This is a genomic window from Virgibacillus kekensis (assembly GCF_042654125.1).
In the GTDB taxonomy this organism is placed as follows: Bacteria; Bacillota; Bacilli; order Bacillales; family Amphibacillaceae; genus Lentibacillus; species Lentibacillus kekensis.
Map to the genome: position 1 here is coordinate 38,452 of NZ_JBHSFU010000010.1, position 25,094 is coordinate 63,545.

Sequence of the window (25,094 nt, forward strand, 5' to 3'; positions counted from 1 at the left end):
TTCTTCCGTTAATCGACTTCCAGGTTCAGTTTGCTTGCAGCCTGCGTTTCTTCCTCTTCCAGCTCACGCATTTCAATTTCCGATTCGTCAGCTGCCAGCATCTTAACATCCATTCCGAGACTCTGAAGCTCCTTAATCAGTACTTTAAATGATTCAGGAACGCCTGGTTCAGGAACGTTATCCCCTTTAACGATTGATTCATAGGTTTTTACCCGTCCGACAATATCATCTGATTTGACGGTTAGAATTTCCTGCAGGGTATATGCAGCACCATATGCCTCAAGTGCCCAAACCTCCATTTCACCGAAACGCTGTCCACCGAACTGAGCTTTACCACCCAGCGGTTGCTGTGTAACAAGTGAATATGGGCCTGTAGAACGTGCGTGAAGCTTATCGTCAACCATGTGTGCAAGTTTAATCATGTACATGACACCTACAGAAACACGGTTGTCAAAAGGCTCCCCGGATCTTCCGTCATACAGGATTGTCTTAGCATCTTTCGCCATGCCTGCCTCTTCAAGCGTATCCCAAACATCTTCCTCGCGCGCCCCATCAAATACTGGGGAAGCAACGTGTATGCCAAGTGCTCTTGCAGCCATACCAAGATGCAGTTCAAACACCTGTCCGATGTTCATTCGTGATGGAACACCTAGCGGGTTAAGCATGATATCGATCGGTGTGCCGTCTGGAAGGAACGGCATATCCTCTTCAGGTAATATTTTTGAAATAACACCTTTGTTACCGTGACGTCCGGCCATTTTGTCACCTTCATGAATCTTACGTTTCTGAACAATGTACACACGTACAAGCTCATTAACACCAGGTGGCAGTTCATCGCCATCTTCACGGTTAAAGATTTTCACATCCAGCACAATGCCGCCAGCTCCGTGAGGCACACGCAGTGAAGTATCCCGTACTTCGCGGGCTTTCTCACCGAATATTGCATGAAGAAGACGTTCTTCAGCTGATAGCTCCGTAACCCCTTTAGGAGTTACTTTACCTACTAGGATATCTCCGTCGGTAACTTCTGCACCAACACGGATGATCCCCTGTTCGTTAAGATCTTTCAGTGCTTCTTCACCCACGTTTGGAATATCACGGGTGATTTCTTCAGGTCCGAGTTTAGTATCGCGTGCCTCTGATTCATATTCTTCAATATGAATAGATGTATAGACATCGTCTTTTACAAGACGCTCACTCATAATAATTGCATCCTCGTAGTTATAACCTTCCCAGGTCATGAAGCCGACAAGGACGTTGCGGCCAAGCGCAAGTTCACCTTTTTCCATTGACGGACCATCAGCAAGTATTTCACCTTTTGTGACACGGTCACCTTCACTGACAATCGGACGCTGGTTATAGCATGTTCCCTGGTTGGAACGGATATATTTCTGCAGACGGTAAACGTCCAATTCACCTTTTACCTCTTTACCATCTACTTCTGATATACGACGGACCTGTACTTCTTTGGCCTCGACCCGTTCAACTACCCCTTCATACCGGCAAATAATTGCAGCACCGGAGTCTTTTCCGGAAACGTATTCCATACCTGTTCCTACCAATGGTGCTTCCGGCTGCATAAGCGGTACAGCCTGACGTTGCATGTTTGCACCCATTAGCGCACGGTTGGAGTCATCGTTTTCCAAAAACGGAATACAAGCAGTCGCAGCAGATACTACCTGCTTTGGCGAAACATCCATATAGTCGATTTTTTCACGGGCGACGATAGTGTTCTCACCACGGAAACGGGCGATAACTTCTTCGTCGGTAAAGCTTCCGTCTTCATCAAGGCGGGCGTTAGCTTGTGCCACAACATAATTATCTTCTTCATCTGCTGTCAGATAATCAATTTGTGCGGTTACCTTCCCTGTTTCAGGGTCGACACGGCGATACGGTGTTTCAATAAACCCGAATTTATTTACCTTTGCATAACTTGACAAAGAGTTAATAAGTCCGATGTTTGGACCCTCAGGCGTTTCGATTGGACACATACGCCCATAGTGGGAGTAGTGTACGTCACGAACCTCAAATCCGGCACGCTCACGCGTCAGACCACCAGGTCCAAGTGCTGATAGACGACGTTTATGCGTCAGTTCAGCCAATGGATTCGTTTGATCCATAAACTGTGACAGCTGAGAACTTCCGAAAAACTCTTTAATTGATGCAATTACCGGCCGGATATTGATCAACTGTTGTGGTGTAATGCTGGAAGTGTCCTGAATGGACATTCTTTCACGCACAACACGCTCCATCCGGGACAAACCAATACGGAACTGATTCTGCAGCAATTCCCCTACTGATCTGAGACGACGGTTACCCAAATGGTCAATATCATCGGTATCTCCAACCCGATGAAGTAAATTAAAGAAATAGCTTACTGCTGATAGAATATCAGAAGGCGTGATATTTTTAACGCTTCTGTCTATCGCCGCATTTCCTATAACATTTAATTCTCTTTCTCCGCTAGGATCGGTTGGGTCTACTATTTTAATGGACTGCAAGCGAATTGGGTCCTCAAGAACACCTTCCTGGGGCTCAAGCACCTTTTCGCCAACCATATCTTCATCATTTTCAAGATAAGGGATTATTTTATTAAGTAATTTACGTTCCAGTTTATCGCCTTTTTCTGCCAGAACTTCCCCTGTTTCAGGATCGACAACAGGTTCAGCAAGCACCTGGTTGAACAGGCGGTTTTTAATGTGAAGCTTCTTATTCATTTTATACCGGCCAACATGCGCCAGGTCATATCGCTTTGGATCAAAGAAACGAGAAACAAGCAAACTTTTTGCGTTATCCACTGTAGGTGGTTCACCAGGACGCAAACGCTCATAGATTTCTAGCAAAGCTTTGTCAGTTGTTTCGGTATTGTCTTTTTCCAGCGTATTCTTCAGGTATTCATTTTCGCCTATAAGATCCATTATCTCCTGATCTGTGCTGAAACCTAGTGCACGCAGAAGTACTGTGATAGGCAGTTTACGTGTCCGGTCAATCCTGACATAGGCCACGTCTTTGGCATCAGTTTCAAACTCGAGCCATGCCCCACGGTTTGGAATAACCGTAGCGGTGACGCCTCGTTTGCCATTTTTGTCTATCTTTTCGTTATAATAAACACTTGGTGAACGTACAAGCTGGGAAACAATGACACGTTCAGCACCATTGATTACAAACGTACCTGTATCTGTCATGAGCGGGAAATCACCCATGAATACTTCCTGCTCCTTCACTTCACCGGTTTCATTGTTAATCAAACGAACCTTCACGCGAAGTGGAGCATTATACGTTACATCACGGTTCTTTGATTCATCCACAGAGTACTTTGGTTCTCCTAGACTGTAATCAATGAACTCCAGTGATAGGTTACCTGCGAAATCCTCAATCGGTGAAATGTCCTGAAACATCTCCCTCAAACCTTCTTCTAAGAACCAATCATACGAAGCGGTTTGAATTTCGATAAGATTTGGTAATTCTAACACCTCGCTGATACGCGCATAGCTTCTGCGCTGGCGGTGCCGTCCATACTGAACTAGTTGACCTGTCAACTGCTTCACCCCTCAAATCCAGCATTTTTCACCGAATAGATATACTAATCGGTTTTGAAAAATGGCTAATAATATTTAGCAAAAACAAACTGATATACACGTTAAGATAGATCAGTTGTTTTGAAATCTGATAATGATTATACACATGCTAACAACAGCATTTACTAGACTACTGCTCTTAGGCATGCCGAACAAACTTGCAATCCGGAGTTATTACAAGCTTCCACTTATCATCCCCCGGCAGAGCAGACTTCCAGTAGTTATGTAGTAACAACTGGAAAAAACAACCTTCTTCACGCCGTGGTTGCTTATTTTTAGATTCTAACAGTGTCTCCGATTCACAATGAAATATACATTTCATACACATAAAATTTCCTCTTGACAAAGGAAGTCCCATGTTAGCATTTTACTATGTTATCACAAGTGGTTTGCAAGGTCAAACATTTGCCGATCGAAGAATATAGTACCCTTTGCTTCGAGCCACTGTTTCAACTCCCCCGAACAAATCATTCAGTTTCTCCATCGCGGATGGAGCGCCCTGCTTTTTCTGAATAACCACCCAGAGTTCACCGCCTTGCAAGAGAGCATCTTTACTCTCCTCAAACATTTGATGAACGGTCTTTTTACCAGCTCTGATTGGTGGATTAGTCAGAATTGCTGCAAATGATCTTTCGGAAATAGCACTGAATCTGTTACTTTGGACAATTTCAACGTTTGTTGCATCGTTATGTTTTGCGTTCTGTTTTGCGAGTGATACTGCACGTTCATTGATATCGGCCATCACTACGTTACGGTCCGGAAAACAATCAGCAAGGGTGACCCCAATTGGACCATAACCACATCCAAGGTCCAGCAAATCTCCCTCTATTTCCGGTAACCTAAATTGCTCAACCAGTAAACGTGTACCGAAATCTACTTCGTCTTTCGAAAAAACGCCATAATCACTCTCAAATGTATAATCTCTGTCTCGTAACTGATAACTCCACTTCTTGGGTGAACTTTTTGAATGAGGTTTCTGCGAAAAGTAATGCTCTGACATTCGGGCACCTACTTTGCAAGTAGTATATGAAGAAATAATACAGAAAGCCCGCCGTAGTCCGACGAGCTCCTTATTGTATAAAAAATTACTTAACTTCTACAGTTGCGCCAGCTTCTTCAAGCTTGCCTTTGACTTCTTCAGCTTCGTCTTTAGAAACGCCTTCTTTGATTGCTTTTGGAGCGTTATCTACAAGATCTTTAGCGTCTTTAAGACCAAGACCAGTGATTTCACGTACTGCTTTAACTACTTTAATTTTTGATGCTCCAGCACTTTCAAGTACTACATCAAATTCAGTTTGCTCTTCAGCAGCTTCTCCGCCGCCTCCGCCAGCAACAGCAACTGGTGCTGCAGCAGTTACACCAAATTCTTCTTCAATAGCTTTTACTAGATCGTTAAGATCCAGAACAGACATTTCTTTAATCGCGTCAATGATTTGTTCTTTAGTCATGATTATATTCCTCCGTTTTTTTAATTAATTATTATCGATGTGCTAACTTGCCAGAATCGGCAGCTTACGCACCTTGCTCTTCTTCTTTTTGTTCTGCAATAGCTTTTGCAGCGTATGCAAAGTTCCGTACTGGTGCTTGAAGCACGCTAAGCAGCATGGATACCATACCTTCGTAATTTGGGAGATCTGCAAGCTCTTTTATCTGTTCAAGACTTGCAACGTTTCCTTCGATTACGCCGCCTTTGATTTCAAGTGCTTCATGCTCTTTTGCGAAGTTGTTCAAAATTTTGGCCGGTGCCACTACGTCTTCATTACTGAATGCGATAGCGGTAGGTCCAACCAGGTTTTCGGACAGTTCATTGTACTCTACTTCCTCAACCGCACGGCGTGCCATTGAGTTTTTGTAGACCTTGAATTCAACGCCAGCTTCACGAAGCTGCTTACGCAGTTCGGTTACTTCAGCAACATCAAGCCCACGGTAATCAACCAGAAGTGTAGACTGGCTATTACGGAATTTGTCAGCAATCTCTTGTACGAGCTGCTTCTTTTGCTCAATAATAGTGCTGTTTGACATTGTTCCACCTCCTGTTAGTTTAACGTTCATTATACCGGACTCCGAAAAGCGCAGGACTCATATAATAAGTAAAGCCCCCATGTAGACATGGAGGCTATTATTACAAAATTATCAACCGCTATGGGTTATCCAATCTGCTTTTAACACCTCGGCAGGAAATTAAGCGATTGCTCGCACCTACTGTCTACGGTACAACGTATTTATTTTTTCAACGAGAATTAGTATATCCGATGATTATCAAAAAGTCAAGGACATTCTGTAAATCCAATCAGATAGAAAAATTAACGGTAGTTGGAAACATCAACTTTGATTCCAGGTCCCATTGTTGAAGTAACAGAAACATTACGCATATAAACACCTTTTGCTGCCTGAGGTTTTACTTTTACAAGTGTTTCAGTCAGAGATGCAAAGTTTTCAACCAGTTTTTCATTATCAAATGAAATTTTACCGATTGGTACGTGAATGTTTGCTGATTTATCTACGCGGTATTCAACTTTACCAGCTTTGATATCTTTAACAGCTTTTTCAACTTCGAATGTCACTGTACCAGTTTTCGGGTTAGGCATAAGACCTTTTGGTCCGAGTACCCGCCCTAATTTACCGACTTCAGCCATCATGTCAGGAGTAGCAACGATTACGTCAAAATCAAACCATCCCTGGTTGATTTTATTAATAAGATCCTGATCTCCTACATAATCTGCGCCAGCTTCTTCAGCTTCTTTTACTTTATCGCCTTTTGCGAATACTAGAACGCGCTGTGTTTTACCAGTACCATGCGGAAGAACCATTGCTCCGCGGATTTGCTGGTCTGCTTTCTTAGGGTCAACGCCCAGACGGAATGCAGCTTCTACAGTTTCATCAAAGTTTGCTTTTGCTGTTTCTTTCAGCAATGAAATAGCTTCTTCGATTTCATATGATTTTGAACGATCAACAAGCTTAGTAGCTTCTTGATACCTTTTACTCTTTTTAGCCATTTTGTTTCCTCCTTGGGTTGTGGTTTATAGCGGTAAGACCTCCCACTTATAAAGGCTTCGTCCGCCTTTATAAAGCCTAGCGTAAGAGCATAAGCATATAGTATAAATGCCACAGTGGCATTCATAATTTCTATTTCACTTTTCTCTAAAAAGGTTGCGGGAAATGGCATTTTCCGCAACCTGTACAGTTTTAAAAATCACTAAGCATTAGTCTTCAATAGTGATGCCCATACTGCGTGCAGTTCCTTCAACCATGCGCATAGCTGCATCTACATCAGCAGCATTTAAATCAGGCATTTTGGTTTCTGCGATTTCTTTAACTTTATCACGCTTGATGGTAGCTACTTTATTTCGGTTTGGTTCACCTGAAGCAGTATCGATTCCTGCTGCTTTCTTAAGAAGTACAGCTGCAGGTGGAGTTTTTGTGATAAACGTAAATGAACGGTCCTCAAAAACTGAGATTTCAACCGGAATGATCATACCAGCCTGATCTTGCGTGCGTGCGTTAAATTCTTTACAGAATCCCATAATGTTAACGCCGGCCTGACCCAATGCAGGTCCTACTGGCGGTGCAGGGTTTGCTTTCCCAGCTGGGATTTGCAATTTAACAACCTTAATTACTTTTTTAGCCACGAGACACACCTCCTTAAAGTCCGTGATGTGGTAATAGGGGATTACCCCTCCCACTCATTATTAGCCATTTTCCTCTTATTTCGAGGACATAAATAACAAAAGAATTTTAGCATGAAATATATAACTTTGCAAGTTTTTGTTGTGAATCGATTTACATGTTGCCAATTTCTACGCTGTATTCATTGAGGCTGGGCCAAAAGTGTACAACTCGTAAAATAATCAGAACTACCTTCCATATTCTTAGGTTGCCTTCGTAGAATCTATAAACTGCGAAGTAGTGAATTTAGGAAATGTTAGGTAACCGCTACAGCAATACACTTCGCTTTCACCACTCCGGGTGCAAGTGCGACATCTACTCAAGCTCACGCCGTTCGCTTTCGTAGTGTCTCCTTTGCCGTTGGACTCACCACGAGCCTCCTCGTTCGCAAAAATCGCTCACTGCGGGGTCTCTTAGGCTCGTTTTTCCACAGGAGTCTACGCGTATTGCTTACGCTTGTTGTCCAAAAACTTATAAGGGTTTGAACATGATTCCAATAGGCTTGTACTGAATTCTACATAAATCTCCTTCGCTAACTTGGCGTTGATTGGAGCGTAGAGTAGTCGACTCCTGCGGGAAAAGCAACAGCTGAAAATCCCGCAGGAAGTGGTCTTCTTCCGAGGAAGTTGAAGCGTTGCCCGCGGAAAGCGACTGCGCGAAGCGAAAATCAACATAGCTAGCTATGTCGCAGTTTATATCAACTTTGAAATAAGATCTAACTATAAAAGGGTAATATTATAAGATTTCCATCCAAACTCGTTCGTCTCTAGATGGCAAAGTCTTGGTTATGTCCCAGTCTCTTAAACCAGTTATTCTTGATAAAGACTATAGCCTATTGGTTAGGTTAGAGCTTCTCTATCTGAGAGAATTCGAGTTCAACAGGTGTTTCCCGGCCAAACATATTAACATGCACTTTTACCTTCTGCTTGTCCAAATCAATATGTTCAATTGATCCAGTGAAGTTGGTGAAAGGACCATCGTTTACCCGAACGTTTTCCTTAAGCTCAAAGTCTATTTGAGTTGTCGGTTCTGATACCCCCATACGTTTCAACACCGCATCCACTTCTTCAGGAAGCAAGGCAGTCGGCTTGGTCCCATGTCCACTTGAACCAACAAACCCGGTTACACCAGGAGTATTACGGACAACATACCAGGAATCATCGGTCATAACCATTTCCGCAAGGACATATCCCGGGAAAGATTTTTTCATAGAGACTTTTTTCTTACCATTCTTGATTTCTGTTTCTTCATCTTCCGGAACTATAACACGGAATATCTTGTCATCCATCCCCATTGTCTCCACGCGCTTCTCCAGATTAGTTTTCACTTTGTTTTCATACCCGGAGTAAGTATGAATCACGTACCAGTTCTTTTCCATTTATTCAGGACAAAATTATTTGTCCTTCCCTCCCTTACTAAGGTAAGTTTCTATTTCCATTAGGAATTTCCGCCATATTAAAAAACCCGTCGCCGGGTTTTTTAATCGAAATATTATATCTCATTATAGCATAAAAACTGTTTATTTATTCAAGTATAATTAAGATTTAAAATAGCGAATTTAAAATTTGTGTTATCCCTAAATCAACAAGTGCAAAAAACACTGCTACAAACGCCACAGTTGCTATTACTGTAATCGTATAGCTTGTCAGTTCCCGGCCTTTAGGCCAGCTGACTTTTTTCATTTCTCTAGATACGTTCTTAAAAAATTTCACTAGATTCATGCCTGTACCCCCAAACTCTAACCGAAGAATGCTTTATTTAGTCTCACGGTGCAATGTATGTTTCCCACATGTTTTGCAGTATTTTTTCACTTCAAGTCGTGTAGGTTGTGTGGATACATTTTTGCTGGTAGTATAATTTCTGCTAGAACAGATTGCACACGCTAGAATTACTTTTTTATTCATCTTATCACCCCATAAAGGGTTTTTCTCACTCTTATAAATGTAGCATGGTTACCCTGAAGTGTCAACGGCTATCAAATGCTTACTTCGCTTGACTCCAGCAGTTGCTCAAGCTTTCTTTTTACCCGCTGAAGGGCATTATCGATAGATTTGACATGGCGTTTTAATTCTACCGAGATTTCCTGATAGGTTCGCCCATCAAGATAGAGATGCAAGACTTTCTTTTCTAACTCGCTCAATAATTCAGATAATTTAAGTTCCATATCACCGAATTTTTCCCGGTTCAGTAGTAACTCCTGTGGATCTATCGCCTTTGAGCCAGCAATAACGTCAAGCAAAGTGCGATCAGACTCTTCTTCATATATGGGCTTGTCCAATGACACATACGAATTAAGCGGTATGTGTTTCTGTCGGGTAGCCGTTTTGATGGCAGTGATAATCTGGCGGGTTACACATAACTCTGCAAATGCTTTGAAGGATGAAAGCTTTTCCCCGTCATAATCACGGATAGCTTTATACAGCCCAATCATACCTTCCTGAATGATATCCTCTTTATCCGCCCCGATGATAAAGTATGTCCTTGCCTTGGCGCGTACGAAATTAATGTATTTATTTATTAAAAAATCAAGCGCCTGACTGTTATCATCATGGATTAAACGAATAATTTGATCGTCATCAAGCATTTCCAAGTTTTGTTCATCTGTCTCTGCTAGCTTGACATACATCAAGTAAGACCCCCCGACTACACTGCAGTCAATTTAAACGTATTATACAGTAAGCGCTTTACAACCGTCAATAGAGCATAATCTTCTAAAACCCCGGTTCTTCGCAGTCTGAAGATAGAGTTTAAACGCTCAACCGTATATAGGACAAGGGTTTTGACCAAGAGAAGACTCTATTTGTCTCCCCTTCGCCACTTCTCAAATTTTTCCAAAACTTCATCTTTTAAAGGAATTTTCAACTTGGGTCTTGCCTTTTTATGAATTTCAACACTTGCTTTAATTTCCCGGTGGATATCATTCAGTTCGATAAGTAATTCTCTAGCCGACTTCCTTAATGCTCCGCGACCAAATATTGTTCGTTGTTCCGCATAATCAGAGGTAGCCACATACACCTGGGTTTTTACATTCTTTAAGTCTTTTACCAGCTTTTCTATACACTCGTCCGCGGTTTCATGTTCCCTTGTATAAATAACTTCCACTTTTGAAGCCTTATGCTTGCTTTCAATCCCTTTAACATAATAAGCGTCAAATACTACAATTACCCGGAATCCAGAGTACGCCTGATACTCCGCCATCTGATCGATTAACCTGTCACGTGCCTGTCCTATATCTTTTTCCTTCAACCGTTGTAGTTCATCCCATGCCCCGATGATGTTGTAACCATCAACTACGAGAATGAAATGGTGGTCACTCAACGAGCGGGAACCTTTTCCGGTAAACTTCATACAAAAGAAGGCCACATGCAACCGAGGCATTAAGGGAGGATACATGTCCAGTCATGGGAAGGCTCACGGTCCAGTCACAGTTCTTTTTCACGAGACGGCTTATTCCTTTTCCCTCATTTCCGATTACTAGAGCAATCGGTATGGTTCCATCAAGGGCTCGATAGTCTTCCGTGCCATCTGCTGCCGTTCCAACTATCCATACCTGCCGGGACTTCAATTCTTCTATAGTCTGAGCAATATTGGTCACCCGTGTAACAGGGATATGTTCGAGCGCTCCTGCAGCTGTTTTGGCTACTGTTGCCGTCAGTCCAACTGAACGCCGCTTCGGAATAATTACACCATGTACCCCGGCAGCATCCGATGTCCGTAAAATAGATCCAAGATTATGTGGATCCTCAAGCTCGTCCAAAATAATAAAAAATGGAGCCTCGTCTTTTTCTTCCGCCCGCTGAAACAAATCATCTAGTGATGCGTACTGATAGGAAGCCACATAAGCGATAATACCCTGATGGTTTCCTTCTGCAATCTGATCAAGTTTCTTCTTCGGAACCTTCTGTATAACTGTACCTGCACTCTTACTGAGCTGCTGCAGTTTTCCGAAAAGCTGCCTGTTAAGCTGTTCGGTCACCAGTACTTTATTGACGGACCGGCCTGAACTTAGCGCCTCAATAACTGGGTTTTTACCAATGATAATTTCCTGATCCATTTTCAGCCTTGCCACCCTTCACTGAGCTGTATAGCATCCTTAATCAAACTCATTAAACGATCATTGTTTTTCAGAAGATAATGGTATCCTAACACCGCTTCAAATGCAGTGCTGTACCGGTATGTCTGAACACTGGTATTTTTGGGGATGGTGCCGGACTTGGCGTTCCTCCCGCGGTTTGCAACTGCTACTTCCTCTTTGGTGAGTATTTCATTATCCAACCAATGCAAAATCACCGCAGCCTGAGCCTTTGCTGAGACAAACGACACCGCTGACCGATGCAGCTGGTTAGGCTTTACCTTGCCGCTCTCTAGTAAATACTCCCGTACATGGAGCTCATATACGGCATCGCCCATATAGGCGAGGGCCAGGCTTTTCATCTGTTTAACATCAATGCTCATTGCTGGCCCTTTTCCAACGTGTGCCCTGTGGGGTGTCTTCCAGAATAATGCCTTTGTCTTTTAAGGTGTCCCGGATTTCGTCTGCCCGGCTGAAGTCCCGGTTTTTACGGGCTTCTTCCCGCTCCTTCAGTAGTGCTTCAACCTCTTCATCCAGTAACTCCGCTTCCTGTTCAACTTGAATACCAAGTACTTCAAGCAGGGTTTCCAGCGTCTCCTGGAACGTTTCGATAACCTGAGGTGAAGTATGCTTTTCCTGCAAATACAAGTTGGCTTCTTTTGTTGTATCAAATAACACGGAAATTGCGTTGGCAGTATTGAAGTCATCGTCCATTGCTTCCTCAAACCGCTGTTTAAACTGGCTGATTTTTTCAAGCCATTCATCTGTATTTTTATCCATATTAGTACTTGACTGTTTGCGGTGTTCAAGGTTCAGGTATGCATTCCGGATACGGTCCAGACTGTTCCCCGCTCCTTCCAGTAATTCTTCCGTAAAATTAATCGGGTTCCGGTAATGGACACTCAGCATAAAGAAACGAACAACTTCCGGATCCTGTTTCTTAAGAATATCACGAGTCAGTACAAAGTTTCCTAGCGACTTGGACATTTTCTCATTATCGATATTAATATATCCGTTATGCATCCAATACGCTGCAAAAGACTTTCCGTTCATTGCCTCAGATTGAGCAATTTCATTCTCGTGGTGTGGAAATGTAAGATCCTGCCCGCCAGCATGAATGTCGATTGTTTCACCAAGGTACTTCTTTGCCATTGCCGAGCATTCGATATGCCAGCCTGGGCGCCCTCTTCCCCATGGTGAGTCCCAGGCGATTTCGTTCTCCTTCGCTTTCTTCCATAATGCAAAATCAAGCGGATCTTCCTTTTTCTCCCCTACCTGAATACGGGCACCTGAGCGAAGTTCATCGATGGACTGATGTGAAAGTTTCCCATATCCTTCAAACGCCCGCGGCTTAAAATACACGTCGCCTTCCACTTCGTAGGCAAAACCTTTTTCAATTAAACCGTCGATGAAACTAATGATTTCATCCATTGTTTCGGTCACTCGTGGATTATAGGTAGCTTTCTTCACACCCAAGGTTTCCACGTCTTCAAGATATGCATTAATAAAGCGGTTTGCAATTACCTGTACTTCTTCTCCCGATTCATTGGCGGTTTTGATTATTTTATCATCAACATCGGTAAAGTTAAGGACATAGTCTACCTGGTAACCTCTGTATTCAAGGTAGCGCCGAACGCTATCAAATACAATGGCCGGCCTCGCATTTCCAATATGAATATAGTTGTACACAGTTGGTCCGCATACATACATGCTTACTTTTCCTTCTTCAAGCGGTTTAAATTCTTCTTTGTCGCGTGTAAGTGTATTATAGATGGTTATTGGCATGATCATTCACTTCCTTCAGCTTGGCTATTTCTTCTCTTAACATATCGATTTCCTTCTGGAGCAGGTCACAACGGTCTGCAACCGGATCAGGGAGCTTATGGTGGTCGAGATTTTTACGGACTTTTTCACCATTTTGTACAACTACCCGTCCCGGAACACCTACCACAGTGGAATGGTCAGGCACATCTTTAAGCACGACAGATCCACCGCCGACTTTTGAGCTTTCTCCTATTATTATATTACCCAGTACCTTGGCACCAGTAGCAATCATTGCATTATTTTTAATAGTAGGATGGCGCTTGCCTTTTTCCTTGCCGGTCCCTCCCAATGTAACCCCTTGAAACACGGTGACATCATCCCCTATTTCGCATGTCTCCCCTATTACGACTCCCATTCCATGGTCAATAAAGAACCTTCTGCCGATTTTGGCTCCAGGATGGATTTCAATTCCGGTCAAAAAGCGGCTGAACTGGGAGATTGCCCGTGCAATAAAGAATAACCGCCGTTTGAAAAAAAAGTGTGCAATACGGTGCATCCAGATTGCATGGAGTCCTGAGTACGTCAGGCACACTTCAAAATAAGTCCGTGCTGCCGGGTCCTGATCGAACACAACATCCATATCTTCTTTTAACCGTTTAAAAAACCCCATAACCGCCAACCTCCTTTATATAAATATTTGAAATCTGGCTTTCAACTATCAGTGATATTGTTTTTACGTAAGAAAAGCGCAAGCGCCCGTTTAGCAACATACAAACTGGAGCAATCTGCAATGAGATAAAGGAAACACGGCGAGGTACGAGCCGATGTTAACTTATCGTAGTGAAGGAGTGTGAAGTTTGCTAGTTGCTGGGTGCTGGAGCTAGACGTGGCTTGCCCTGTCAAAAGCTGAACAACGCCTCAAATTTTATACTTTTCTATACGTTAAAAAAAAGCGTCCCTGTGCTTGGTATACACAGAGACGCTTTTGGCGCGGTCCCACTCTGTTTGGAGATGCTATCTCCCAACTTGGCTCCATTAACGGCAGAGTACCGCCGTTATGTACTTTATTCCATAACGGGCTCCAAGGTGCATTTCAAAAACGATACTCAGAATCACTTCCAGCCGATGGTGATTCTCTCTGTGTAAGTTTGTCGTTTTTTACTTCTCCTTATCGACGCTCTATATTGTATTAATACTATATTACATTTTATGCGGGATGTGAATCATTACGCTCCTATTTGTTTCAGCACTTTATCAAGACGAGAAAGGACAACTTCTTTGCCTAGCAGCTCAATCGCAGTCTGAAGTTCAGGTCCATGTGCCTGTCCAGTTGTAGCCACGCGGATTGGCATAAACAGCTTTTTACCGCGGTGTCCAGTCTCTTTCTGTGTCGCTTTAATTTGTGCTTTAATTTCAGCGCCTGTGAATTCGTCCAGATGAATCAGTTTATCGGTGAATACTTGCAATACTTCTGGCACCTGCTCCTGTTGCAGAATATCCATGGCCCCTTCATCATAGCTGATATCTTCCTGGAAAAACAGCTCAGTCAGTTCCACGATTTCTGCACCGAAACGCAGCTGTTCCTGATAAAGCGCGATAACTTTCTCAGCCCATTCACGTGTTGATGCATCCATGTCCTCTGGAAGTTTTCCTGCTTCAATCAGATGCGGCAGTGCAAGGTCAATAACATCCTTCACATCAGCCGCTTTAATATATTCATTGTTCATCCACTTCAGCTTATGGCGATCAAAAATTGCTGCTGAAGTTGACAGACGTTCCGGGTCAAAAATCTCAATCAGCTTTTCCTTGGTGAAAATCTCTTCCTCGCCAACTGGTGACCAGCCAAGCAATGTAATGAAGTTAAACAGTGCTTCCGGCAGATAACCAAGATTACGATACTGTTCAATAAACTGCAGAATATGTTCGTCACGTTTACTCAGCTTTTTACGTTCCTCATTTAGAATAAGCGTCATATGACCGAACTGTGGAGGCTCCCAGCCAAATGCTTCGTAAACCATTATCTGTTTGGGCGTATTGGAGATATGCTCTTCCCCTCTGAGTACGTGCGTGATTTCCATCAGATGGTCATCAATGGCCACGGCAAAGTTGTATGTCGGTATCCCGTTTTTCTTAACAATAACCCAGTCACCGAAATCGCTTGATTCGAAAGAAATATTGTCACGCACAATATCGTTGAACGTATATACCTTATTGGCAGGAACCCGCATCCGGATACTCGGCTGACGGCCTTCTTCTTCAAATTTGGCGATTTCTTCATCACTCAGATTGCTGTGTGCGCCGGAGTATTTAGGAACTTCTCCCTTCGCACGCTGCTCCTCACGTTCCTGTTCCAGTTCTTCTTCTGTCATATAGCATTTGTAGGCAAGCCCTTTTTCCAGCAGCTCGTCCACATATTTTTGATAAATATCCAGTCGCTCCATCTGGCGGTATGGTCCATAATTACCACCAAGATCAGCACCTTCATCCCAATCAATTCCGAGCCATTTCAGAAACTTCAGCTGGCTCTCTTCCCCACCAACCACATTCCTTTTCTGATCGGTATCCTCTGTCCGAATAATAAATTTCCCGTCAAAATGCCTTGCATACAAATAATTAAATAATGCCGTCCGCGCATTCCCAATGTGTAGATTACCTGTAGGACTGGGCGCATAACGTACACGAACCTGATTTGCCATGGTGGTTCCCCTTTCTTCTGTAAATATATCGCTAAGCCTTAGTTACACGTGCGTTGGCGGAAATCGTAAAATTTCTCTGCCTGCCAAAATAATAATTAAACCGGATTGTCTGCTGAAACTACAGAAAATAACCCAGTTGCCTATATTTCTGTTCATCTTATTAGCAGAAAACCCGGTATCTCAGCATAATATAACTTTCGTGTATACTTTTCCTTCCGTAAGAAAAGTGATAACACTTCTGTTATCACTTTCCCATCCTCTTATGTTATACCCTTTTTACTGTGCTTTTTCAAGTAATTTTGGTTTAGCAAAGATCATACGGCCAGCCGATGTCTGGAGCACACTCGTAATAAGTACTTCAATTGTTTTACCAATATAATCGCGTCCTTCTTCCACGACGATCATTGTACCATCATCTAAATATGCAATACCTTGATTCTGCTCTTTACCATCTTTAATCACCTGAACCATTAACTCTTCACCTGGTAACACAACCGGTTTTACGGCATTTGCCAGGTCATTGATGTTTAACACATGGACACCCTGCAGATCACAGACTTTGTTTAGGTTAAAGTCATTCGTAACAACAATTCCATTAATCACTTTTGCCAGTTTGATCAGCTTACTGTCAACTTCTTGGATCTCCTCGAAATCACCTTCGTAAATCTCAACGTTAACCGGAAGTTCCTTTTGAATTCGGTTCAGTACATCAAGACCACGCCGGCCACGATTTCGTTTCAGGACATCGGATGAATCGGCAATATGCTGCAGTTCACCAAGGACAAACTGGGGAATCACAATTGTTCCTTCCAGAAAGCTGGTCTGACAAATGTCAGCGATACGCCCATCGATAATAACACTGGTATCCAGAATTTTTGCTTTGGGCTGAATCTGCGTTGGAGTTTCCCCATCGGATCCTCCCCGTTTTTCACGCTCTTTTCGGCCGATATTAAGCAGATTGACAAATTCCTCTCTGCGTCTGAAACCAACCTGAAAACCAAAATAACCTAATAAAATCGTAATAAATAGCGGTATTACCTGGGAGACAAGCTCAATCTCAATATCCTGCAGAGGAATATTAATCAGATACGCTACGACCAGACCGATAATTAGACCAAGACTTCCGAAGAATAAATCACCGACAGGCACTTTAATCAGCGCTTCCTCAATCCATCTTAGAAAACCGACAATGTAATCAGCAATCCAGTAAGAAATTAAAAATAAAATTATTGCACCTAGTACTAAACCTACGTATGGGGATGCAACCCAGTCTGCTTCTGTGAAATCCATGAAATTAACTATATCAGGTACATATAGATACCCGATCGTTCCACCAGTAATGAGAAAAAATAAATGGACAATCTTTTTCAGCACCACTGTCACCTCCTAACTCCTATTATTACCTATTTTTCCAAAAATAATCCGTTGTTCACTTTATCGTTAGAAAAAGAAAACCCGATTATTACATAACGCTTGCTGACCTAAATCCGATGCAGGAACTTAGGTCTTTCCTAATAAAAAAAAATATCATTTCAAATAGACCATAGCACAACTGTATAAAACAGTCAATTTAGTAAACATATAATCTTAACATAACCACACATGACCAGTCAACCACTTATTATTCATCCTTACCGAGCCAATCCTACTTCGAGAGCATCCTGTACAGTATTTACCCCTACAACTTGAATCGATTTAGGAACTGTCCATCCTTCGAGGTTCTTGCTTGGACAGATGACTCGCTTGAATCCAAGCTTGGCAGCTTCCTGCACCCGCTGTTCAATTCGTGATACCCGCCGTATTTCCCCGGTTAATCCCACTTCCCCTATGAAAATATCTTCAGGCTGGGTAGCCTGATCCCGGAAACTTGACGCAATACTTACTGCAATCGCAAGGTCAATTGCTGGTTCATCCAGTTTTACTCCTCCGGCAACTTTTATATACGCATCCTGATTCTGCAGCATTAGCCCAACCCGCTTTTCAAGTACAGCCATCAAAAGCGGTACACGGTTGGAGTCTATCCCGGTTGCCATTCGCCTTGGATTTCCGAAGCTTGACGGGGATATCAGCGCCTGAATCTCTACAAGAACGGGTCTGGTTCCTTCCATGGACGCAACAACGGTGGACCCAGCAGCTCCCTGTGACCTTTCCTCCAAAAAGATCTCAGAAGGATTCATCACCTCCCGTAATCCTTCTTCTTTCATCTCAAATATTCCCATCTCATGTGTACTCCCGAACCTATTCTTAACGCTACGCAAGATCCGATATGTATGGTGCCGCTCCCCTTCAAAATAAAGCACTGCATCAACCATATGTTCGAGCATACGTGGCCCGGCAATCGCACCTTCTTTGGTTACGTGACCCACAATGAAAATGGGGATACTATTACTTTTAGCTATTTTCATCAGTTCACTGGTACATTCGCGTACCTGTGAGACACTTCCTGGAGCACTGGAAACCTCTTCACGGAAAATCGTCTGAATGGAATCAATAACAACAAACGATGGTTTAATTTGTTCAACCTGGTTTGCTATATCTAATAAATTCGTTTCCGACAGCACATACAAAAGATTAGATTTAATTCCCAGCCGGTCGGCCCTGAGTTTTGTCTGACGGGTGGATTCCTCACCGGAAATATATAATACCGGTAATTCTTTATCTGCGAGCTGAGACGATATCTGTAATAGCAAGGTTGACTTACCTATACCGGGGTCTCCCCCAATCAGCACAAGTGATCCCGGGACAACTCCGCCTCCGAGCACACGATTAAATTCTTTCATGGAGGTTGTTATTCGCGGTTCCTTCTGCGATTCAATTGCTGTAATGCTTTCCGGTTTCCTGGATGATTTAACCCCGCCAACACCTAATGTATGACGGTTACCTGACGGTGATGCCTCTATTTCTTCCACCAGGGTGTTCCAGTTATGACAGCCGGGACACTTCCCCAGCCATTTGGCAGATTCATAGCCGCATTCCTGGCAAACATACTTCGTCTTCCGTTTCGTTTTTGCCAATACCATTCAACCCTTTCAGTTATCCATCTTTAATTCTATACGAAAAACATAACGGAGAAGTTACAGGTTTCTATCAAATAGTTAAAAAACTTTCCATAATTGTGCCACACTAAATTTTTCAAGTGAGGAACAAAAGCGCAAACGCCCTGCTTATCACCGTATGACCTGGACGGAATCGTATGAGATAAAGGAAACACAATGAGCAAAGCGAATTGATGTTGACTTATCGTAAGTAGAGGCCGGAAGGGCACTAGGTGATGGGCGCTGTATCTGGACGTGACTCTTGCTGACAAAGAATTTTATAGAGCCAAAATTTTATACTTTCCTATACTCTGAAAAAAGCTGAAAGGCAGCACCTTCCAGCTTTTTTCCAAAGAGAGACCCTATGGCAGGATAATGAACTCTCCCTTATTATTTAAGCCGATTTTAACTTTCTGGCCTTTTTCAATTTTACCTTTCAGTAATTCCTCGGACATTAAGTCTTCAATATTCTTTTGAATTGACCGGCGTAATGGACGTGCACCATACTCCGGATCAAATCCTTCTTCAGCAATTTTATCCACCGCTTTATCAGTCAGCGTGAATTCAATATCCTGGTCTTTCAAACGCTTTTGAAGCTGCTTGATCATCAGGTTTACGATATCTTTCATATGCTTGCGTTCCAGTGAATGGAAAACAATTGTCTCATCAATCCGGTTAAGAAACTCTGGACGGAATGCCTTTTTCAGCTCTTCTGTAACCTTGGATTTCATATTTTTATAATCTTGGGTTTCATCACCCAGATTGAAACCAACATATTTATTACGCTTCAACTCACTGGCCCCGACATTGGATGTCATAATCAGCACAGTGTTTCGGAAGTCTACTACACGTCCTTTAGAATCTGTCAGACGCCCATCTTCCAATACCTGGAGTAAGATATTAAATACTTCAGGGTGCGCCTTTTCCACCTCATCGAGCAATACAACAGAATAAGGCTTTCTGCGTACTTTCTCTGTAAGCTGTCCGCCCTCATCATAGCCGACATAACCTGGAGGTGAACCTACCAGTCTGGAAGTAGAGTGTTTTTCCATGTACTCGGACATATCTATTCGAATCATCGCATCCTCATCCGCAAACATTGCTTCAGCAAGGGCACGAGCGAGTTCCGTTTTTCCGACACCGGTTGGTCCAAGGAAAATAAACGAACCAATAGGACGTTTCGGGTCTTTTAACCCTGCACGGGCACGACGAATTGCCTTTGCGACAGCATTTACGGACTCTTGCTGACCAATGACGCGGTTATGCAGGATATCTTCCATGTTCAACAGACGTTCACTTTCGTCCTTAGTAAGCTTTGAAACTGGTACACCAGTCCAGACAGATACGACATTGGCGATATCCTCAACCGTAACTTCCGATGTCTCCTGTCCCTGTTTTTCTTTCCATTGATTTTTCGTTTCTTCTACTTCTTCACGCAATCTCTGTTCAGAGTCACGCAGGGAAGCAGCCTTTTCAAACTCTTGGCTCTGTACGGCAGAGTCCTTTTCTTTTCGTACTTCTTCCAGCTTTTGTTCAAGTTCTTTCAGGTTTGGTGGAACTGTATACGAACGCAGGCGAACCTTGGATCCAGCTTCATCAATCAGGTCGATTGCCTTATCTGGCAGGAAGCGGTCGGTTATATAACGGTCAGACAGATTTGCAGCCGCATCAATCGCTTCCTCGGTAATTGTTACACGGTGGTGGGCCTCATAGCGGTCACGCAGACCTCTTAGAATCTGCACCGTTTCTTCCAAGGTTGGCTCATTTACCTGGATTGGCTGGAACCGGCGTTCAAGTGCTGCGTCCTTTTCAATATATTTACGGAACTCATCCATGGTGGTCGCACCGATACACTGCAGTTCACCACGTGCCAGTGCCGGCTTAAGAATATTGGATGCATCAATTGCACCTTCTGCGCCACCTGCACCGATTAATGTATGAAGTTCATCAATGAATAAAATTATATTCCCGGCCTGGCGGATTTCCTCCATTACTTTTTTAAGTCGGTCCTCGAATTCACCACGATATTTAGTACCAGCTACCACTGTCCCCATATCAAGTGTCATTACACGTTTATCACGTAACGTTTCAGGTACCTCATTATTAACAATCTGCTGGGCAAGGCCTTCAGCAACTGCTGTTTTACCGACACCTGGCTCACCAAGCAAGACGGGGTTATTTTTCGTACGGCGGCTTAATACTTGAATCACCCGCTCAATTTCCTGACTGCGCCCGATAACCGGATCAATTTTGCCTTCTTTAGCACTTTCCGTCAAATCACGGGCTAGCGAATCCAATGTTGGGGTGTTGGCATTTGATGCCTGGGCTCCACCACGGCCTTGTCTTCCCGCTTGTGACTCATTGCTTCCGAGCAGCTGTAAAACCTGCTGACGAGCTTTATTTAAGCTTACACCAAGGTTATTCAATACTCTAGCTGCTACACCTTCTCCTTCACGGATCAGACCAAGCAGGATATGCTCTGTACCAACGTATGAATGCCCCAGCTTACGAGCTTCATCCTGTGATAACTCAACCACTTTCTTGGCTCGTGGAGTGTAATGAATTGTTTGCATAGGCTGTTTGCCAACTCCAATAAGTTTCTCAACTTCTTCCTGGATTTTGGATATTTCCAATCCTAGTGACTGAAGCGCCTTCGCGGCAATTCCTTCTCCTTCGCGTACAAGTCCAAGCAATACGTGTTCTGTGCCTATATTATTGTGACCCAGCCTTACTGCTTCCTCTTGTGATAAAGCTAATACTTTCTGAGCTCTTTCGGTAAAACGTCCAAACATCATATGCTTTCCTCCTAGCTATTCTCTAATTGCAGCCGTTCACGGATAAGTGATGCCCTAAGTACATCCCTTTCATTAGGTGTCAGTGTTTTCTGCGCATACTGTTGCAGAAAACCAGGTTGGGTCAGGACCATTAATTCATTTAAAATATTACGGGTTACATTCTGGATAATACCCAAATCTATTCCAAGTCGAACATCGGACAGACATTTTGCTGCCTCTTTAGATTCTATGATTCGACTGTACTCCAAAACACCATATGAACGATAAATTCGGTCTTCTAATTTTGTCCCGGACTGTTCCATCAGTCTAGCCCGTGCATTGCGTTCATGTTCAATCAGTTGCTGTACTACACTCTGAAGATCCTGGACGATATCCTCTTCAGATCTGCCAAGGGTAATCTGGTTGGATATCTGAAATATATTACCGATGGCTTCGCTGCCCTCGCCGTAGATGCCGCGCACTACCAGTCCGAGCTGATTAATTGCCGGAATCATCCTGTTTAACTGCTGAGTCATCGCAAGTGCAGGCAGATGCATCATTACCGATGCCCGCATACCTGTACCAACATTGGTGGGACAGGTTGTCAGATATCCTCTCGTCTCATCAAATGCGTAATCGATTTTTTTCTCCAGCCAGTCGTCAAATTCAAAAGCCTTTTCCAGTGCCTTGTTTATTTGAAAGCCAGGAAAATATAGCTGTATGCGAATATGATCCTCTTCGTTCACCATTACGGATACCTGTTCATTTTCGGATATTAAGGTTCCGGAAGAATGATCATGCTCTACAAGATGGGGACTGATCAGATGTTTTTCGACCAGGACACGTTTCTCTATTGGAGTTAAATTTTTTATTGGTATAAATTCAAGATTTTCATAGTCCTGGAAAGTTTGGTGTTCGTATTCGTTCCGGATAAATTCACTGATTTTCTGCAAATCAGTTTCATTGGCCAATATAGGATACGTAAATTCCGCAAAATTCCTGGCAAGTCGAATCCGGCTGCTCAGGACAATGTCACTGTCCGGTCCGTCTTTACGCATCCACGGACTGATTGCTTCGTTCATAAAATGCTGTAAGGTCATTTATCTTCACCCCGCATTTCTTTATCAAGCTTTTTAATTTCATCTCTGACTTTGGCAGCTTCTTCAAATTCCTCATTTTCAATTAAGCGCTGTAACTTACTCTTATAAGTCTCAACCTGCTTTTTAAGGTGAAGGTCTCCGCCTTTTCTTGCCGGAATTCTCCCCTGGTGCTTCGTATTACCGCTATGCACCCTGCGAAAAATAGGGTCCAAACGATTGGAAAAAGTCCGATAGCATTCTGCACATCCAAACTTTCCTGCACGCTTAAAAGCAGAATATGTCATTCCGCAATGAGAGCACTGGAGTTCCTGTGTCTGTTGATAGGACCCGCTTGCCTGTTTTCCTTCCACGGAAGAAGCATCAAAATTGAAAAGTCCAGATAATAAGTTATGAAATGCAAATCCCTCTTCAGGATATGACATATAACCTTTCTCTTTTGAACATACCTCACACACATGTACTTCCCTTTTATTACCATTGATTACTTGTGTGAAGTGCACAGTAGCCGGCCGCTTATGGCATTCCTGGCATTCCATTTATTCTCTCCCCCTTTTACTTGGTCAAATATTTCAAGGTTGAAAGCATCGCAGTCAGGACCCTGGCACGAACTTCATCCCTTAACGGGAGCTGGAATGCTAGTGTACTTCTGCCAATAGCACTCAGCATTATTTTGGCTTCCCGTTCGGTAATCAGTTCTTCCTCCAGCAACCTTTCCAGTACATCCACCGCTGCATGCTGTGTTACTTTGGGGTTAATCATTTCAATGATTTCATCAATGAGTTCGGATTTATCCTGGTGTTTTATCCGCATGATTCGAATATATCCACCACCACCACGTTTACTCTCCACTATATATCCCTTTTCCACAGTAAAGCGGGTATTAATCACGTAGTTAATCTGCGATGGTACGCATTGAAACTGATCGGCAATTTCACTCCGTTTTATTTCTATGGCATCCTGACGTGCTGCCTCTAGAACTTTTTTCAAATGCTGTTCGATTATATCTGAGATGTTACTCATTTGCCCTCCTCCTCTAATCGTATGAGCTGGACCATTTACCTCTACCAATATTATTTTATGTTTTGACTTTGACTATCTTTGACTATACTTTTATTATACGTAAAAATAGCCGAGATGCAAACACAATGTACTATAACTATTTTAGACAAGTAAGTTCTAAAAGAAACGTGAAAATGTTTGCAAAGCTTTTACACAAATAAAAAGCCCCCCCAAATGGGAAGACTTTAATTTCGTTCTACAATATTCTTTACCTGGTCTACTCTGGCTATCTCTGCAAATAATGCAACCCGGTCAAATTCTGAATTTCGGTCAAGTTTTATATAGATATTCCGGTTATCTCCCTCAGCCCGTTCAATTTCCACATCCTTGATAATTACTTCATGTTTTTCCAGCACGGAAACAATGCTATTGATTTTCAATCCGGGTAAAGCGACTATCTCAATCAAATAGGATGAACGGCCTTTGGTGAGCTTCTCCTCAAAATTATTCAGGAATACAAGGCTCAGCAGAATGATCAGCGTAGTAAACACTGCTGGAGCATACATCCCTGCGCCTACAACCAGTCCAAGACCAGCCGTAGTCCATATTGATGCCGCAGTTGTTAATCCACGAATTGTCATTCCGTTTACAATAATGGTGCCTGCACCAAGAAAGCCGATCCCACTTATAACATAAGATGGAATTCTCGCTGGGTCGAACCGAATATTATCATATTCGTTAATCAATTCTTCAAAGCCATATAAGGATAAGAGCATCATTAGACATGACCCAACACCGACAATTATATGCGTCCGAAACCCGGCTGAGTGATTTTTTATTTCACGTTCAAATCCAATCAACCCTGATAATACCAGAGCGACCAATACCCGCAACATTATTATTGAAAAGTTTTCTCCAAAAACCTGGTCAATATATTCAATCATACCACTTCCCCCTAACGTTGACTCTTATTTATATATATCCTTTAATTCTAAACTAAATTCCTTGGTGGTAATAGTATTTCTTTTTAAGTTGGGCGAGACGGTTTACGGATTGCAATGCAACCATATTTAGAAGGTACTCTTTAATGAAATTGGAATTAAGTGAAGAAAACTGGACTCATAAGACGCGGAAGAATACTCTATTTTTATATACCCATTTTTACAAAAAAAGTCAGGATACATTTTTTGTATCCTGACTTTTTCGCCTGGCAGCGTCCTACTCTTGCAGGGGCAAAGCCCCAACTACCATCGGCGCTGGAGAGCTTAACTTCTGTGTTCGGCATGGGAACAGGTGTGACCTCTCCGCTATTACTACCAGACCTTCTATGGGTTTGCACCCTGAAAACTAAATAAGAGCCTCGCATGACATCAGGTAAAGATTTAGTTAAGTCCTCGATCTATTAGTATC

23 protein-coding genes, 1 rRNA gene and 2 other annotated features are annotated in these 25,094 nt (G+C 42.9%); all 24 genes read right to left on the reverse strand.

The window, feature by feature from the left end:
• Positions 1-8 precede the first annotated feature (8 nt).
• The 24 genes from rpoB to rrf all read right to left on the reverse strand — a co-directional run bounded on the left by rpoB (position 9) and on the right by rrf (position 25,005).
• Complete coding sequence (gene rpoB / locus ACFO3D_RS15920; RefSeq protein WP_390298318.1) at positions 9-3,539, reverse strand: DNA-directed RNA polymerase subunit beta; 3,531 nt, start codon at positions 3,537-3,539, stop codon at positions 9-11.
• Between the two features lie 436 nt (positions 3,540-3,975).
• Positions 3,976-4,578 carry a class I SAM-dependent methyltransferase gene (locus tag ACFO3D_RS15925; RefSeq protein WP_390298321.1) on the reverse strand — a complete coding sequence of 201 codons (603 nt, stop codon included), beginning with the start codon at positions 4,576-4,578 and terminating at the stop codon, positions 3,976-3,978.
• A gap of 85 nt (positions 4,579-4,663) precedes the next feature.
• On the reverse strand, positions 4,664-5,026 hold the full coding sequence (gene rplL / locus ACFO3D_RS15930) for a 50S ribosomal protein L7/L12 (protein ID WP_390298324.1): 363 nt from the start codon (positions 5,024-5,026) through the stop codon (positions 4,664-4,666).
• Positions 5,027-5,090: 64 nt separating this feature from the next.
• Positions 5,091-5,600: a 50S ribosomal protein L10 gene (gene rplJ / locus ACFO3D_RS15935; protein ID WP_390298327.1), complete on the reverse strand. Its 510-nt coding sequence runs from the start codon at positions 5,598-5,600 to the stop codon at positions 5,091-5,093.
• Between the two features lie 58 nt (positions 5,601-5,658).
• Positions 5,659-5,808 (reverse strand) — a sequence feature (ribosomal protein L10 leader region).
• Positions 5,809-5,881: 73 nt separating this feature from the next.
• Positions 5,882-6,574: a 50S ribosomal protein L1 gene (rplA, locus tag ACFO3D_RS15940; protein ID WP_390298330.1), complete on the reverse strand. Its 693-nt coding sequence runs from the start codon at positions 6,572-6,574 to the stop codon at positions 5,882-5,884.
• A 207-nt stretch (positions 6,575-6,781) separates the two neighbouring features.
• Complete coding sequence (gene rplK / locus ACFO3D_RS15945) at positions 6,782-7,207, reverse strand: 50S ribosomal protein L11 (protein ID WP_390298333.1); 426 nt, start codon at positions 7,205-7,207, stop codon at positions 6,782-6,784.
• 881 nt (positions 7,208-8,088) lie between these two features.
• Complete coding sequence (nusG, locus tag ACFO3D_RS15950; protein ID WP_390298336.1) at positions 8,089-8,622, reverse strand: transcription termination/antitermination protein NusG; 534 nt, start codon at positions 8,620-8,622, stop codon at positions 8,089-8,091.
• Between the two features lie 166 nt (positions 8,623-8,788).
• Positions 8,789-8,965 (reverse strand): preprotein translocase subunit SecE, encoded by a 177-nt coding sequence (gene secE, locus ACFO3D_RS15955; RefSeq protein WP_390298339.1) that lies wholly within the window; start codon positions 8,963-8,965, stop codon positions 8,789-8,791.
• 33 nt (positions 8,966-8,998) lie between these two features.
• Positions 8,999-9,148 (reverse strand): 50S ribosomal protein L33, encoded by a 150-nt coding sequence (gene rpmG, locus ACFO3D_RS15960; protein WP_390298342.1) that lies wholly within the window; start codon positions 9,146-9,148, stop codon positions 8,999-9,001.
• 71 nt (positions 9,149-9,219) lie between these two features.
• Positions 9,220-9,870: an RNA polymerase sporulation sigma factor SigH gene (sigH, locus tag ACFO3D_RS15965; RefSeq protein ID WP_390298345.1), complete on the reverse strand. Its 651-nt coding sequence runs from the start codon at positions 9,868-9,870 to the stop codon at positions 9,220-9,222.
• Positions 9,871-10,040: 170 nt separating this feature from the next.
• Positions 10,041-10,562 (reverse strand): NYN domain-containing protein, encoded by a 522-nt coding sequence (locus ACFO3D_RS15970; RefSeq protein WP_390298348.1) that lies wholly within the window; start codon positions 10,560-10,562, stop codon positions 10,041-10,043.
• Positions 10,555-11,298: a 23S rRNA (guanosine(2251)-2'-O)-methyltransferase RlmB gene (gene rlmB, locus ACFO3D_RS15975; RefSeq protein WP_390298353.1), complete on the reverse strand. Its 744-nt coding sequence runs from the start codon at positions 11,296-11,298 to the stop codon at positions 10,555-10,557. Before rlmB ends, ACFO3D_RS15970 begins: the two co-directional genes overlap by 8 nt.
• A gap of 2 nt (positions 11,299-11,300) precedes the next feature.
• The gene (locus tag ACFO3D_RS15980) at positions 11,301-11,699 is read right to left on the reverse strand and encodes a Mini-ribonuclease 3 (protein ID WP_390298356.1); all 399 of its coding nucleotides are present in this window, start codon (positions 11,697-11,699) and stop codon (positions 11,301-11,303) included.
• Complete coding sequence (cysS, locus tag ACFO3D_RS15985; RefSeq protein WP_390298359.1) at positions 11,689-13,101, reverse strand: cysteine--tRNA ligase; 1,413 nt, start codon at positions 13,099-13,101, stop codon at positions 11,689-11,691. The genes ACFO3D_RS15980 and cysS overlap by 11 nt, the downstream gene beginning before the upstream one ends.
• Positions 13,082-13,750, reverse strand: coding sequence for a serine O-acetyltransferase (gene cysE, locus ACFO3D_RS15990; protein ID WP_390298362.1), 669 nt, complete (start codon positions 13,748-13,750; stop codon positions 13,082-13,084). The genes cysS and cysE overlap by 20 nt, the downstream gene beginning before the upstream one ends.
• 302 nt (positions 13,751-14,052) lie before the next feature.
• Positions 14,053-14,264 (reverse strand) — a binding site (T-box leader).
• Positions 14,265-14,306: 42 nt separating this feature from the next.
• A complete protein-coding gene (gltX, locus tag ACFO3D_RS15995) occupies positions 14,307-15,776 on the reverse strand; it encodes a glutamate--tRNA ligase (RefSeq protein ID WP_390298364.1) in 1,470 nt (489 codons plus the stop codon).
• 276 nt (positions 15,777-16,052) lie between these two features.
• Positions 16,053-17,150 carry a PIN/TRAM domain-containing protein gene (locus ACFO3D_RS16000; protein WP_390298367.1) on the reverse strand — a complete coding sequence of 366 codons (1,098 nt, stop codon included), beginning with the start codon at positions 17,148-17,150 and terminating at the stop codon, positions 16,053-16,055.
• Positions 17,151-17,407: 257 nt separating this feature from the next.
• Positions 17,408-18,790: a DNA repair protein RadA gene (gene radA / locus ACFO3D_RS16005; protein ID WP_390298370.1), complete on the reverse strand. Its 1,383-nt coding sequence runs from the start codon at positions 18,788-18,790 to the stop codon at positions 17,408-17,410.
• Between the two features lie 383 nt (positions 18,791-19,173).
• Complete coding sequence (gene clpC / locus ACFO3D_RS16010; RefSeq protein ID WP_390298373.1) at positions 19,174-21,606, reverse strand: ATP-dependent protease ATP-binding subunit ClpC; 2,433 nt, start codon at positions 21,604-21,606, stop codon at positions 19,174-19,176.
• An 11-nt stretch (positions 21,607-21,617) separates the two neighbouring features.
• The gene (locus ACFO3D_RS16015) at positions 21,618-22,685 is read right to left on the reverse strand and encodes a protein arginine kinase (protein ID WP_390298376.1); all 1,068 of its coding nucleotides are present in this window, start codon (positions 22,683-22,685) and stop codon (positions 21,618-21,620) included.
• Positions 22,682-23,221, reverse strand: a complete 540-nt coding sequence (locus ACFO3D_RS16020) for a UvrB/UvrC motif-containing protein (protein WP_390298379.1) — start codon at positions 23,219-23,221, stop codon at positions 22,682-22,684. Before ACFO3D_RS16020 ends, ACFO3D_RS16015 begins: the two co-directional genes overlap by 4 nt.
• Before the next feature lie 16 nt (positions 23,222-23,237).
• The gene (locus tag ACFO3D_RS16025; protein ID WP_390298382.1) at positions 23,238-23,705 is read right to left on the reverse strand and encodes a CtsR family transcriptional regulator; all 468 of its coding nucleotides are present in this window, start codon (positions 23,703-23,705) and stop codon (positions 23,238-23,240) included.
• A gap of 224 nt (positions 23,706-23,929) precedes the next feature.
• Entirely contained in the window at positions 23,930-24,628 is a 699-nt protein-coding gene (locus ACFO3D_RS16030; RefSeq protein ID WP_390298385.1) for an MgtC/SapB family protein, read from the reverse strand.
• Between the two features lie 261 nt (positions 24,629-24,889).
• Positions 24,890-25,005 (reverse strand): 5S ribosomal RNA (gene rrf / locus ACFO3D_RS16035).
• Positions 25,006-25,094: the final 89 nt, after the last annotated feature.

Excerpts from the sequence above, each read along its gene's own strand:
- gltX (WP_390298364.1), bottom strand. The coding sequence starts at position 15,776 with ATGGCAAATCAGGTTCGTGTACGTTATGCGCCCAGTCCTACAGGTAAT.
- clpC (WP_390298373.1), bottom strand. The coding sequence starts at position 21,606 with ATGATGTTTGGACGTTTTACCGAAAGAGCTCAGAAAGTATTAGCTTTA.
- ACFO3D_RS16020 (WP_390298379.1), bottom strand. The coding sequence starts at position 23,221 with ATGGAATGCCAGGAATGCCATAAGCGGCCGGCTACTGTGCACTTCACA.
- rplL (WP_390298324.1), bottom strand. The coding sequence starts at position 5,026 with ATGACTAAAGAACAAATCATTGACGCGATTAAAGAAATGTCTGTTCTG.
- rplJ (WP_390298327.1), bottom strand. The coding sequence starts at position 5,600 with ATGTCAAACAGCACTATTATTGAGCAAAAGAAGCAGCTCGTACAAGAG.
- cysE (WP_390298362.1), bottom strand. The coding sequence starts at position 13,750 with ATGGGGTTTTTTAAACGGTTAAAAGAAGATATGGATGTTGTGTTCGAT.
- rlmB (WP_390298353.1), bottom strand. The coding sequence starts at position 11,298 with ATGGATCAGGAAATTATCATTGGTAAAAACCCAGTTATTGAGGCGCTA.
- secE (WP_390298339.1), bottom strand. The coding sequence starts at position 8,965 with ATGAATCTAGTGAAATTTTTTAAGAACGTATCTAGAGAAATGAAAAAA.
- ACFO3D_RS15925 (WP_390298321.1), bottom strand. The coding sequence starts at position 4,578 with ATGTCAGAGCATTACTTTTCGCAGAAACCTCATTCAAAAAGTTCACCC.
- ACFO3D_RS16025 (WP_390298382.1), bottom strand. The coding sequence starts at position 23,705 with ATGAGTAACATCTCAGATATAATCGAACAGCATTTGAAAAAAGTTCTA.
- nusG (WP_390298336.1), bottom strand. The coding sequence starts at position 8,622 with ATGGAAAAGAACTGGTACGTGATTCATACTTACTCCGGGTATGAAAAC.
- ACFO3D_RS16030 (WP_390298385.1), bottom strand. The coding sequence starts at position 24,628 with ATGATTGAATATATTGACCAGGTTTTTGGAGAAAACTTTTCAATAATA.
- rpmG (WP_390298342.1), bottom strand. The coding sequence starts at position 9,148 with ATGAATAAAAAAGTAATTCTAGCGTGTGCAATCTGTTCTAGCAGAAAT.
- rplA (WP_390298330.1), bottom strand. The coding sequence starts at position 6,574 with ATGGCTAAAAAGAGTAAAAGGTATCAAGAAGCTACTAAGCTTGTTGAT.
- sigH (WP_390298345.1), bottom strand. The coding sequence starts at position 9,870 with ATGTATGTCAAGCTAGCAGAGACAGATGAACAAAACTTGGAAATGCTT.
- ACFO3D_RS15980 (WP_390298356.1), bottom strand. The coding sequence starts at position 11,699 with ATGAGCATTGATGTTAAACAGATGAAAAGCCTGGCCCTCGCCTATATG.
- ACFO3D_RS16015 (WP_390298376.1), bottom strand. The coding sequence starts at position 22,685 with ATGACCTTACAGCATTTTATGAACGAAGCAATCAGTCCGTGGATGCGT.
- cysS (WP_390298359.1), bottom strand. The coding sequence starts at position 13,101 with ATGCCAATAACCATCTATAATACACTTACACGCGACAAAGAAGAATTT.